Annotated in this window: 11 protein-coding genes; 8 read left to right on the plus strand and 3 right to left on the minus strand. The window is 71.9% G+C overall.

All coding sequences use genetic code 11. The annotated features are described in order from the left end of the window. Positions 1 to 89: 89 nt before the first annotated feature. Complete coding sequence (locus OG246_RS00795) at positions 90 to 932, plus strand: lysozyme (protein WP_266454329.1); 843 nt, start codon at positions 90 to 92, stop codon at positions 930 to 932. A 92-nt stretch (positions 933 to 1,024) separates the two neighbouring features. On the opposite strand, the gene lon is transcribed toward OG246_RS00795, so the two are convergent. Further along, positions 1,025 to 3,445, minus strand: a complete 2,421-nt coding sequence (lon, locus tag OG246_RS00800) for an endopeptidase La (protein ID WP_266454332.1) — start codon at positions 3,443 to 3,445, stop codon at positions 1,025 to 1,027. A gap of 265 nt (positions 3,446 to 3,710) precedes the next feature. Here lon and OG246_RS00805 point away from each other — a divergent pair, with 265 nt between their 5' ends. The 6 genes from OG246_RS00805 to OG246_RS00830 all read left to right on the plus strand — a co-directional run bounded on the left by OG246_RS00805 (position 3,711) and on the right by OG246_RS00830 (position 8,353). Then, positions 3,711 to 4,484, plus strand: a complete 774-nt coding sequence (locus OG246_RS00805) for a GNAT family N-acetyltransferase (protein ID WP_266463732.1) — start codon at positions 3,711 to 3,713, stop codon at positions 4,482 to 4,484. Between the two features lie 38 nt (positions 4,485 to 4,522). Next, positions 4,523 to 5,200: a GNAT family N-acetyltransferase gene (locus OG246_RS00810; RefSeq protein WP_266454335.1), complete on the plus strand. Its 678-nt coding sequence runs from the start codon at positions 4,523 to 4,525 to the stop codon at positions 5,198 to 5,200. Between the two features lie 297 nt (positions 5,201 to 5,497). After that, positions 5,498 to 6,124 (plus strand): RNA polymerase sigma factor, encoded by a 627-nt coding sequence (locus OG246_RS00815; RefSeq protein WP_266454337.1) that lies wholly within the window; start codon positions 5,498 to 5,500, stop codon positions 6,122 to 6,124. Beyond that, on the plus strand, positions 6,121 to 7,056 hold the full coding sequence (locus tag OG246_RS00820; protein WP_266454339.1) for a zf-HC2 domain-containing protein: 936 nt from the start codon (positions 6,121 to 6,123) through the stop codon (positions 7,054 to 7,056). Before OG246_RS00815 ends, OG246_RS00820 begins: the two co-directional genes overlap by 4 nt. Further along, positions 7,050 to 7,652 (plus strand): hypothetical protein, encoded by a 603-nt coding sequence (locus OG246_RS00825; protein WP_266454341.1) that lies wholly within the window; start codon positions 7,050 to 7,052, stop codon positions 7,650 to 7,652. Before OG246_RS00820 ends, OG246_RS00825 begins: the two co-directional genes overlap by 7 nt. Next, complete coding sequence (locus tag OG246_RS00830; RefSeq protein WP_266454343.1) at positions 7,649 to 8,353, plus strand: ATP-binding cassette domain-containing protein; 705 nt, start codon at positions 7,649 to 7,651, stop codon at positions 8,351 to 8,353. Before OG246_RS00825 ends, OG246_RS00830 begins: the two co-directional genes overlap by 4 nt. Here OG246_RS00830 and OG246_RS00835 read toward each other — a convergent pair. Both OG246_RS00835 and OG246_RS00840 read right to left on the minus strand, forming a co-directional pair. Beyond that, entirely contained in the window at positions 8,320 to 9,195 is an 876-nt protein-coding gene (locus OG246_RS00835) for a rhomboid-like protein (RefSeq protein WP_323178268.1), read from the minus strand. The genes OG246_RS00830 and OG246_RS00835 overlap by 34 nt on opposite strands. A 117-nt stretch (positions 9,196 to 9,312) precedes the next feature. Next, positions 9,313 to 10,056 carry a TetR/AcrR family transcriptional regulator gene (locus tag OG246_RS00840; protein ID WP_266454346.1) on the minus strand — a complete coding sequence of 248 codons (744 nt, stop codon included), beginning with the start codon at positions 10,054 to 10,056 and terminating at the stop codon, positions 9,313 to 9,315. Between the two features lie 260 nt (positions 10,057 to 10,316). On the opposite strand from OG246_RS00840, the gene OG246_RS00845 reads away from it, so the two are divergent. Further along, the gene (locus OG246_RS00845; RefSeq protein ID WP_266454349.1) at positions 10,317 to 11,621 is read left to right on the plus strand and encodes an MFS transporter; all 1,305 of its coding nucleotides are present in this window, start codon (positions 10,317 to 10,319) and stop codon (positions 11,619 to 11,621) included.

Consider the following 11,621-nt stretch of genomic DNA (forward strand, 5'->3'; position numbering starts at 1 on the left):
CTTGCCCCCCACATACAGAGCGGGCGCATGCCGCAGGCGTTCCCCCACCGAGCACCACCGTGCACCACCGATCTCCTCGGAGGCACGACATGCCCGCGCACAGACGCAGACACAGATCCGGAACGACCGGCCGCTCACACTCGCCGAAGCGCTTCTCCGCCCTGGGGATCCTGCTCGCCGCCTTCTCCCTCCTCCTCGCCCTTCCGGCCCAGGCCGCCGACATCCCCGCCCGCGGCTCCGCCCATCTGGGCATGGGCGTCGTCGCCCACGACGGCCAGGGCGGCACCCCGGCGACCGGCGACGCCACGCAGACGGAAGGCGTGGACGTCAGCAGCCATCAGGGCAACGTCGCCTGGGCGACCCTGTGGGGCAGCGGCGTCAAGTGGGCCTACACCAAGGCGACGGAGGGGACGTATTACACGAACCCGTACTTCGCCCAGCAGTACAACGGCTCGTACAACGTCGGCATGATCCGCGGCGCGTACCACTTCGCGACCCCCGACACGACGACAGGCGCCACCCAGGCCAACTACTTCGTCGACCACGGCGGCGGCTGGTCGAAGGACGGTAGGACGCTGCCCGGCGTGCTCGACATCGAGTGGAACCCGTACGGGGCGTCCTGCTACGGGAAGACGCAGAGCGCCATGGTCAGCTGGATCAGCAGCTTCCTCACCCAGTACAAGGCGCGTACGGGACGCGACGCCGTGATCTACACGGCGACCAGCTGGTGGACGGAGTGCACCGGCAACTACGCCGGTTTCGCGACCGCCAACCCGCTGTGGGTCGCCCGCTACGCCACCGCCGTGGGCACGCTGCCGGCGGGCTGGAGCTTCTACACGATGTGGCAGTACACGTCGTCGGGGCCGACGGTCGGTGACCACGACAAGTTCAACGGGGCGCTGGACCGGGTGGTGGCGCTCGCCAACGGCTGACGGCCCGGACCCCCCCTTTTCCGGGACCCCGGACATGGGAAGGCCCGGATCCCCTTTCCGGGACCCGGGCCTTCCTCATCCGATGGCGTCCGTCACGCCGCCACCGGAACCTCCGCGGTCGCGCCGTTCGTCGCCGGAGCGAGCGCCAGCTCCAGCACCTGGCGGACGTCCGTCACCGCGTGGACGTCGAGCTTGTCCAGGACCTCGGCCGGGACGTCGTCCAGGTCGGGTTCGTTGCGCTTCGGGATGATCACCGTCGTGACGCCGGCCCGGTGCGCGGCGAGCAGCTTCTGCTTGACGCCGCCGATGGGCAGGACACGGCCGGTGAGGGAGACCTCGCCGGTCATGGCCACGTCGGTGCGGACCAGCCGGCCGCTGAGCAGCGAGGCGAGGGCGGTCGTCATGGTGACGCCCGCACTCGGACCGTCCTTGGGGACGGCCCCGGCCGGGAAGTGGATGTGCACGCCCCGGTCCTTGAGGTCGCCGACCGGCAGTTCCAGTTCGGCTCCGTGCGACCGCAGGAAGCTCAGCGCGATCTGCGCCGACTCCTTCATCACATCACCGAGCTGACCGGTGAGGGTCAGACCGGCCGCGCCCGTCTCGGGGTCAGCGAGCGACGCCTCCACGAAGAGGACGTCACCTCCCGCACCCGTGACGGCAAGACCGGTCGCGACACCGGGCACCGCCGTGCGGCGCTCGGCCGGGTCCTGGGCGGACTCGGGCACGTGGTGCGGACGCCCGATGAGGCCGCGCAGATCGTCCTCGGTCACCGTGAACGGCAGCTTCCGCTCGCCGAGTTCGTGCTGCGCCGCGACCTTGCGGAGCAGCCGGGCGATGCCGCGCTCCAGGTTTCGTACGCCCGCTTCCCGGGTGTACTCCCCGGCGAGCCTGCGCAGCGCGCTCTCATCGAGCGTGACCTCGTCCTTCTCCAGACCGGCCCGCTCCAGCTGGCGCGGCAGCAGGTGGTCGCGTGCGATGACGACCTTCTCGTCCTCGGTGTAGCCGTCGAGGCGGACCAGCTCCATACGGTCGAGCAGGGCCTCCGGGATGGCTTCCAGGACGTTGGCGGTGGCCAGGAAGACGACGTCGCTGAGGTCGAGTTCGACCTCCAGGTAGTGGTCGCGGAAGGTGTGGTTCTGGGCGGGGTCGAGCACTTCGAGGAGGGCCGCCGCGGGGTCACCGCGGTAGTCGGAGCCGACCTTGTCGATCTCGTCCAGGAGCACGACCGGGTTCATGGACCCGGCCTCCTTGATGGCGCGGACGACACGGCCGGGCAGCGCGCCGACGTACGTACGCCGGTGTCCGCGGATCTCGGCCTCGTCGCGTACGCCGCCCAGGGCGACCCGTACGAACTTGCGTCCCATGGCGTGCGCGACGGACTCGCCGAGCGAGGTCTTGCCGACGCCGGGAGGTCCGACGAGCGCGAGCACGGCACCGCCGCGGCGGCCACCGACCACGCCGAGACCGCGCTCGGAGCGGCGCTTGCGCACGGCGAGGTACTCGGTGATGCGCTCCTTCACGTCCTCGAGACCCGCGTGCTCGGCGTCCAGGATCGCCTTGGCGCCCTGGATGTCGTACGCGTCCTCGGTCCGCTCGTTCCACGGCAGTTCGAGCACGGTGTCGAGCCAGGTCCGGATCCAGGAGCCCTCGGGCGACTGGTCGCTCGCGCGCTCCAGCTTCTCGACCTCCTTGAGGGCGGCCTCGCGGACGTTCTCCGGAAGATCGGCGGCCTCGACACGGGAGCGGTAGTCGTCGCTCTCGTCCTCCCCGGCCTCCCCGTTGAGGTCACGGAGCTCCTTGCGTACGGCATCGAGCTGGCGCCGCAGCAGGAACTCGCGCTGCTGCTTGTCGACGCCTTCCTGTACGTCCTTGGCGATGGACTCGGCGACATCCTGCTCGGCGAGGTGCTCGCGGAGCTGCTCGGTGGCGAGCTTGAGACGGGCGACCGGGTCGGCGGTCTCCAGCAGCTCCACCTTCTGTTCGGTGGAGAGGAACGGTGAGTAACCGGAGTTGTCGGCAAGGGCGGAGACGTCGTCAATGGCCGTCACGCGGTCCACGACCTGCCAGGCGCCGCGCTTGCGCAGCCAGCTGGTGGCGAGGGCCTTGTACTCCTTGACGAGTTCGGTGACGTGGCCGGGCAGCGGCTCGGGCACGGTCTCGGCGACGCGTGTCCCCTCCACCCAGAGAGCGGCTCCCGGACCTGTGGTCCCGGCGCCGATCTGCACGCGCCCACGTCCGCGGATCAGCGCGCCCGGGTCGCCGTCGGCAAGCCGGCCGACCTGCTCGACGGTACCGAGCACACCCGTGCGCGCGTACGTCCCGTCGATCCGCGGCACCAGCAGCACCTGCGGCTTCCCCGGCGTCGAACGGGCGGCGGCCTGAGCAGCCTCCACCGCGGCACGCACATCGGTGTCGTTCAGATCCAGCGGAACCACCATTCCGGGCAGCACGACCTCGTCGTCGAGCGGCAGCACGGGCAGGGTGAGCGGTGTGGACGTCGTATCGGCAGCCATGATCTTCCTCTCGACAAGCAAGTTGAGCTACATGGACTCAATGCTTGTGAGCGCTCTGGTGTTCCCCGGGGGTGTTCGCTGTCAGCGATCGCTGCCCTGAGGGCCGGAGGACCGGGGCGGAGGAGGCTCCGCGCTCCGGCCGCGCACCCCGAGAAGCTCCGGCTGCACACCCCGATATTCAGTTGCCTCAACCCGCACGGTCCGTAGCGTCTTCCCGGTGACAGACACGAACACCGACACCCTTCTCGCCGCCTACGACGACCAGATGCGCGGCGCCCCTCCCATCCCTCCCACGGGAGTCACGTACGAGCAGGACGGGCCGCTGCTCCGGATCGTCGGGCAGTTCCGCGGGCTCGTCAGCGGGCCGCGCGACCTCGGAGTGGGCGGGGCGGAACTCGACCGCCTGATCGCCCGGCAGCGGGACTACTTCGCCGGGCGCGGTGAGGCGGTGGAGTGGAAGACGCGGGAGCACGATCACCCCGCCGACCTCACCGAACGGCTGCGCGCCGCGGGTTTCGTGCCCGAGGAGCGGGAGACGGTGGTCGTCGGGCTCGCGGAGGAGATGGCCGTACGGCAGCCGGTCGCGCCGGAGGGTGTCGTCGTGCGGCGGGTCATAGCGGACCTGGACATGCACCGGATCGCCGCGATGGAGTCGGCCGTGTGGGGGGACGACTGGAGCTGGCTCGCCGATGACCTGATCGGCCGGATCGACGCCGCCCCCGACGAGATCGCCGTGTACGTCGCGGAAGCCGACGGTGAGGTGGTCTCCGCGGCCTGGCTGGTCTTCCGTGCGGGCACGGAGTTCGCGAGCCTGTGGGGCGGCTCGACACTGTCCGAGTGGCGGGGCCGGGGCATCTACCGCGCCCTGGTCGCCACCCGTGCCGCCCTCGCCACCGCCCGCGGCGTCCGCTACCTCCACGTGGACGCCTCCGACGACAGCGCCCCGATCCTGCGGCGGCTGGGCTTCCATGCCGTGACCACGACCACGCCGTATGTGTGGACGCCCCCGGCGGACTCCCCGGCGCCGCCGCTAAAGTAATCCCTGATAGCGGATTGCAACCATTACAGGGGGTCCTGGTGGACAAGATCGTACGGGCCTGGGTCGACGGCTGGGTCGTCTCACGCGGGGCGGCTCCGCCGGTGGTCGAGCCGTGGGGATACACGGTCGATGTGGGGCAGGCGGAGCACGTCTCGCGGCACGTTCTCGGGATGACGAACGAAGCGGTCGAGGAGGCGACGGTCCGGAAGGTCGCCGACGGGGTGACCGGGGCCGGGGTGTGGCTCAAGGTGTTCGCCGAGCCGTCCACCGTCGGGCCCTGGCTCGGCGAGGGCTGGTGGGTCGACCCCGAGCCCGGCTATCTGATGTCGGTGCCGCTCGCCGACGCCTCCGAGCGAGCCGCCCCGGGCAGCCACGTCCTCGGTGTATCCGTCCCCGACGGCTACCGCCTGCGCACCTGGTCTCGCGGCGGCGTCACCCGCGTCCTGCTCGCCGCGCCCGACGGCTCCTGGGCCGCGCGCGGCCAGATCGCCCCCACGGGCGAGACCGCGGTGGTCGACCAGATAGAGACGTCCGCGCGGCACCGCAGGCGAGGGTTCGGCCGCCTGGTGATGCGCACGCTGACGCACGCGGCGGTCGCGCAGGGCGCCGTGACCGGCGTACTGGGCGGAACGCCGGATGGGCGGGCGCTGTACGAATCCCTCGGGTGGCGCGTGGAGGCGACGCTGACGAGCGCGAAGTTCACGGGCGGCGCCTGACGCCGGAGCCTCCCTCCTTCAGGCCGGTACCGCCACGGCTTCGCAAGCCCCTCCCCCCGCGCGACGGACACCCACTGCCCGGCAAGGGGAGGGCCGACCCGGCACGTCGGCCGGCCGGAGCCCGGCGCTCCTGACGCCGGGCTCCCCCCACGCGGTAGCCGTACTTCGCGCGCCCCCCGAGCGCACCTTCCCTCGCCATGGAACCAACGCAGAGCATGCGGACGATAGCGAAGCGTGACTGCACTTGCTGCCGTGGCTGGGGAGGCCCCGGCTCGCGAACGATCCGACCGGGGCACCATGACGTCAACTCCGGCCCAGGGGACGGCGGACGACCCGCCCGGCCCACCGGCCTCCACGTACGACGCAGAACTGATCCAGGCCGTCGCGGCGGGCGACCCGTACGCCCTGCACCGGCTGATGGTCCGCAACAGCCCCTGGCTGCAGGCGAGACTGCTCCAGCGCCGTATCGCGCTGGACGTCGTCGACGACGTACTGCAGGAAACGTTCATCGCGGTGAACTACAGCGCGGGGACCTACCGCGACGGCAACGCGCGCGGCTGGCTGTGGACCATCGCCCAGCGCAAGCTCGTCGACCAGTTGCGTAAACGCGGCCGACTTGACGCGGCCGTCGAGCGTGAGGGGGCGCTGGCCCGCTCGGCCACCACTCTGGTCGCGCCCTCCGCCGAGGACGCCGCCCTGGGCACGCAGCTCACCGGCACCTCCGTCGGCGACGCGCTGACGACCCTGCCCGACGACGCGCGGGAGATCCTGACGCTCCGCTATGTCGACGGCTTCAGCGTGCGCGAGACGGCGGAGCGGCTCGGCATCAGCCAGGGCACGGTGAAGAGCCGGGCCAGCCGCGCCTGCGAAGAACTCCGGGGCCGGCTCGGCGCGTTGCGCCGCCAGGGGGGTGACGGACGATGACCGCCGGATGCCCACCGCACGAGTGGCTCGTTCGTTACGCGCTCGGCGAGCCGATCGGGCCGGACCGGCGTCAGGGACCGGGCACAGGTCCGGATCCGGGGCTCGCCGCGGCAGAGGCGCATCTGGACGCCTGCGACGACTGCACGCGGATCATCGTCCGGCAGGTGCGCCGCGGCCCGTACGCGGCGCATCTCGACGCCTTGCACGTCCGGGTCATGACGGCCGTGGATTCACCGCCCCGCCGCCCGCTGCCCCCCGGCTCACCGTCCCGCCACTCGCTGCCCGGACTGAGCGCCGCCCCCGCCCTGCGCTGGTCGTGGGCGGCGGCGCTCCTCGGCGTCTGCGCCACCGGGGTCGTACTGGCGCAGCTGGCCGGGGCGCGGGATCTGAGCACCGGGTGGCTGCTTCCGTGGCTGCTGATGTGCGCTCCCCTGCTGCCGCTGCTGGGCGTGGCCATGAGCTACGGACCGCAGGCCGACCCCTTCCACGAGGTGGCCGCGGTCTCGCCGTCCGGCGGGATCAAACTGCTGCTGTGGCGTACCGGCCAGATCCTCGCAGTCTGTCTGCCGGTGCTGACGCTGACGGGCTTCCTGCTCCCGCGCGGCCAGGTGCCGCTGTCCGCCGCGGCCTGGCTGCTGCCCTCCCTCGGTCTGACCCTGGCCACGCTGGCGCTCGGCTCGTGGCTGGGCTGCGGGCCGGCCGCGGTGCTGACAGGCGGCGGCTGGCTGGCGGCGGTGGGGGTACCGGTGGCGGCACGGCTGACGGTGGACCCTGCGGTACGTCCCCGGATCGAAGTGGCGTTGCTGCTCGATGCCCTGTCGCCGCTCATGAGCCCTACGGCGCAGGGAGGCTGGGCGCTGGGTGCCGGGGTCTGCTGTGTGGTGCTGTTCGCCCGTCGTCGCGCGTTCGGCGGGGCGGTGGGGGCGTGCTGAGATCTGCGCGGGGCAGGGCTCGGGTCAGCCCGCTGCTGACCGAGCTCCGCCGGGGTCCGGCGTTCAAGGTGTTCTGCGCCGTGGTGGCGGTGCAGGTGGTGCTGAAGGCAACGAGGACGCTTTTCGACCAGTCGTCCCTGCCGACCCTGCTGCTCGCGATGTCGGCGTTCGCGGTGTGCGCGGGGTGGCACGGCGCGCGTGAACGGCGGTGTCGTACCCAGTGGTTGGTGCAGGTCGCGGTCCGCTCGGCCTTGCACCGCTTCCTGCTGGCGGCGGTACCGGCCGTGTTCTGGCCACTCGCCGCCGCCCTGCCGTTGCTGCAGCCGGGCTTCAGCGGCGATCCGCTCGGCCTCCTCTACTTCGGCGCCGCCATCGCCCAGGCCACCGCAATAGGGACGCTGGCAGCGTTCGCGCTGGGCCGCCTGGTGCCGTTCCGACTACTGGCCCCCGTGCTCGCCGTCGGCGCCTACTACCTCCTCGCGCTCCTGTACGTCGGCTCGCTCACCGCGGACCCGGTGAGCACACCGGAACCGAAGCCCGCCGCCACCGAAACGGACCAGCCCGCCCCCGTACCCCGCCCGGAGGAAACACCGTGATCACCGCGGACGACCTGACCATTCGACACCGCCGCAGGACCGCCGTCGACGGCATCACCCTCCACCTCTCCACCGGGGTCCACGGCCTCCTGGGCCCGAACGGCGCCGGAAAGACGTCGCTGATGCGGGTCCTGGCCACCGCCGCGTCCCCCTCCGCGGGACGCCTCGGCCTCCTGGGCGAGGACCCCACGCACTACGCGGGAATCCAGGCGGTAAGACGCCAACTCGGCTATCTACCACAGGAGTTCGGGGTGTACCGGCACTTCACGGTGCGGGAGTTCCTCGGTTACGCGGCGTGGCTGAAGGACGTACCGGGCCGCGAAGTCCCGATGGCCGTGGAACGCGCCGCGCACCGCACCGACCTCACCGACCGCCTCGACACGAGGCTGCGCACGCTCAGCGGAGGCATGAAGCAGCGCGTCGGCATCGCCCAGGCCGTGGTGAACGACCCCGCGCTGCTCCTGCTCGACGAGCCGACGACCGGCCTCGACCCCCGTCAGCGCGAGCGGTTCCACGCCCTCCTGCGCGAGATCGGCCGGGAGGCGACCGTGGTCGTGTCGACCCACCTCATGGAGGACGTCACCGGTGCCTGCGACGACGTGACCGTACTGGCGTCCGGCAGGATCCGCTTCCACGGACCGGTCGCCGCCCTCGCGGCGGCCGGCGGCTACTCGGCCGTGGTGGGGGACGGCGGCGACTGAGGCCGGGCCCATCCCGAGGACCGGCCGCGGTCTCGCCGTCGGCGCCGTACCAACGGCCAAGCCGCGACCCCGATCGCCAGGGACATCACATGCCCCCAGTTCGTCATCGGGTCGGTGAACGCGATCAGGTCGGCGACGAGCGTCGCACCGAAGGTGATCAGCAGCGGCCAGCGCAGCCAGGGGGTCAGCAGCCCGGCGAGCGCCCCGACGCTCGCGGCGACGCCGAAGCTGACGCCGTAGTCGAGGCGGTGCAGGGAGCTGTCGGGCAGTTGTCCGGCCAACACCGCGAGCCCGACGGGGACTTCGGTGGCGAGTGTGGCGATCACATGCCCGAGCAGGAAGACACCGGCGGTCCGGGCACCGCCGATGCGCCGTTCCAGCGCGGTGAGGACGAGCAGGAACCCGATCGCGTACGGGGAGAACATCCCGCCCGCGATCCACAGGGCGCTGGCGATCAGCACCAGCACCGGGGTCTGCACGAGGTGTGCGACGTCCGTGCTGGACGCCTGGTGCAGCGCGTGTACGAGCGAGGGGCTCGCGTACTCCGCGACCAGCGAGGTGACGACGAGGACGGCGGCGTATCCGAAGGTGAAGGGTGTGGCGGTGGGGGTGGGGAGCAGCCGCCAGGGGCGTATCGGCATAGGGCGGGTAGCCCGCGGTGAGGCGACGCGCTCGCACTCGCGCACGCCCTCCGCGAAGGAGCCGCGTCGCTGCCGCGGCACTCCGTCCAGCAGCGGCGCATCGACGCCGTCCACGACGGCCGGCGCCTCAAGGACCGGGGCCCCGGTGACGGGCACCCCGGAAGCCGCGGCCTCGGCCCGCTCACTCCCACTCCGGTCCACGGCGAAGCGCTCCCTTCCGTCCCGCCCCACCCTTCGCGTCCCGCGCGTCGCCGTCTATGACCGACGCCACGCGGGCGGGGATTCACAGCAACCTGAGAGGCGCGGACGGCGTCGCGTTCACGCCGGTTCGGCGGGCAGCCCCGCGCCCGAGGAGGTGATCGAGCGCAGCAGCCGGTCCAGATACGTCCGCAGGCGGGCGCCCATGTCGACGCCCTGGGGGTCGAGGGCCCACTGGAGCTGGATGCCGTCCATGACCGCGGCGAACTCCTGGGCCAGCGCCACCCCGTCGGTTCCGGGCTTCAGTTCGCCGGTCTCGACGGCCTGGTGGATCGCGTCGGAAGTGAGCTCGACGAGCTCGGCGTACCGCTTCGCGAAGAACGCGTGGGCGGGGTGCCCCGGATCGCCGGCCTCGGCGAGCAGCACGTTGAACATCTTGGTGCGGCCGGGGCGCCTGCTGTTGTACTCGGCGAGTTCCACCAGCGCCGCGAAGAACTCGGTGGCCGAGTGGGCCTCGACGGCGAAGTACTTCTCGGCGTCATGCTCCTCGCTGCGCCGCAGCACCGAGACGAGCAGGTCCTCCTTGCTGCGGAAGTGGTGCAGCAGCCCGCCCTGGGTGATGCCGACGTCCTTGGCGATCCGGGCCAGCGAGGAGGCGTGGAAGCCCCATTGCGCGAAGTGCTCGACGGCGGCGTCGAGGATGCGCAGCCGGCGTTCGTCGCCCACGGCGTACGTGCCCCGGGCGGTGGCCGGGGTCTTCCCCTCCGGCACCGCACGCCCCTTCGGCTCAGGCACCGCATGCCCCTCCGGCTCCGGCACCGCACGCCCCTTCGGCCTCTGGCTCGGGCTCTGGTTCTGCACCATGCCCGTCACCATAGCCGCCGCACAGACTGCCGCTCCGGCCGTCCCCGACCCCGGCCCTGACCCCGCCCGACCCGGTCCATACCCCCTCCCCTGACCCGCCCCCAACCGCCGGTTACACGAGTCATCAGCCCTCCCAATTCAAGCCACGTGCACGGTGATTCTGGCCACAGGAGAAAAACCTACTACCCACTCGGTTTTGATGTTTCCCTAAGGGCGCCGGTGCGGCAAAGAAGCCGCCCTCGTCCCCATGGAGAGCCGCCATGGCCGTCACTCCCGACGCCTCGCTCGGTGCCCGCTCGCCCGAGTTCCCCTCGCAGGACGCGCCTTCCCCCGAGGCCCCCGCGAACGCCCCCGCCAAGCTGGTCGCCGGCCTCGCCTTCGCCCAGTTCGGCGCCTACCTCGCCGTCCTCACCCCCGTGATGGTGACCCTCGCCCTGCGGGTCAGCCAGATCGTGCCGGAGGCGGACCGCGGCGCCGCCCTCGGCCAGGTGCTGTCCGTCGGCGCGCTGCTCGCGATGCTCGGCAACCCGGTCTTCGGAGCCCTCTCCGACCGCACCACCAGCCGTTTCGGCCGCCGCCGCCCCTGGCTGATCGGCGGGATGGCCGCCGGGGTCGCCGGCCTCCTGGTGGTGGCGCTCGGCAGCAGCGTGCCGACCCTGATGCTCGGCTGGGCGCTCGCGCAGCTCGGTATCAACGCCGCCCTGGCCGCGCTGACCTCCTGCGTCCCCGACCTGATCCCGCCGCACCAGCAGGCCCGGGTCTCCGCGATCTGCGGCATCTGCACCTCGCTGTCGATGATCGGGGGCTCGGCCCTCGCCCAGGTGTTCAGCGGCTCGATGGCCCTCGCCTTCCTGGTCCCCGGCGTCATCGGCCTCGCCGCCGTCGCCACCCTGGCCGCCGTGATGAAGGACCGCCCGGCCCGCGCCGGCGCCTTCGAGCCGTACAGCGTCAAGGAGTTCCTGCGCAGCTTCTGGGTCAACCCGCGCAGGCACCCGGACTTCGCCTGGAACTTCGCCGGCCGCTTCCTCGTCTACACCGGCGCCGCCTGCGTCACCAGCTACCAGGTCTACTTCCTGATGGACCGCCTCGGCTACGACGACGACCAGGTCACCGGCAAGGTCCTCGTCGGCACCCTCGTCATGGTCACCGCCACCGCGGCGGGCTCACTCCTCGGCGGCCAGCTCTCCGACAGGTCCGGCCGCCGCAAGCCGTACGTGCTCGGCGCCTCGCTCGTCATGGCGGTCAGCCTGGCGATGATCGCCTCCGCCGAGTCCTTCGGGATGTACGTCGCCGCCCTGGTCGTCTTCGGTGTCGGCAACGGTCTCTATCTCTCTGTCGACATGGCGCTCGCCGCCGCGGTCCTCCCGAATCCCGACGAGTCCGCCAAGGACATGGGCGTCCTCAACATCGGCAACGCCCTCCCCCAGTCCCTCGTCCCCATCGTCGCCCCCGGCCTCCTCGCGATCGGCGGCGGCAGCGGCAACTACGGGGCGCTGTTCCTCTTCGGTGCGGTCGCCGCCATGCTGGGCGCCTTCGCCGTCCAGTTCATCCGCTCGGTCAAGTAA

It is taken from the genome of Streptomyces sp. NBC_00620 (genome assembly GCF_026341825.1).
Lineage (GTDB): Bacteria > Actinomycetota > Actinomycetes > Streptomycetales > Streptomycetaceae > Streptomyces.

Bases quoted from the DNA above. Each gene is read 5' to 3' on its own strand.
- OG246_RS00840 (WP_266454346.1), bottom strand. From the start codon at position 10,056: ATGGTGCAGAACCAGAGCCCGAGCCAGAGGCCGAAGGGGCGTGCGGTG.
- OG246_RS00820 (WP_266454339.1), top strand. From the start codon at position 6,121: ATGACCGCCGGATGCCCACCGCACGAGTGGCTCGTTCGTTACGCGCTC.
- OG246_RS00795 (WP_266454329.1), top strand. From the start codon at position 90: ATGCCCGCGCACAGACGCAGACACAGATCCGGAACGACCGGCCGCTCA.
- lon (WP_266454332.1), bottom strand. From the start codon at position 3,445: ATGGCTGCCGATACGACGTCCACACCGCTCACCCTGCCCGTGCTGCCG.
- OG246_RS00805 (WP_266463732.1), top strand. From the start codon at position 3,711: ATGCGCGGCGCCCCTCCCATCCCTCCCACGGGAGTCACGTACGAGCAG.
- OG246_RS00845 (WP_266454349.1), top strand. From the start codon at position 10,317: ATGGCCGTCACTCCCGACGCCTCGCTCGGTGCCCGCTCGCCCGAGTTC.
- OG246_RS00815 (WP_266454337.1), top strand. From the start codon at position 5,498: ATGACGTCAACTCCGGCCCAGGGGACGGCGGACGACCCGCCCGGCCCA.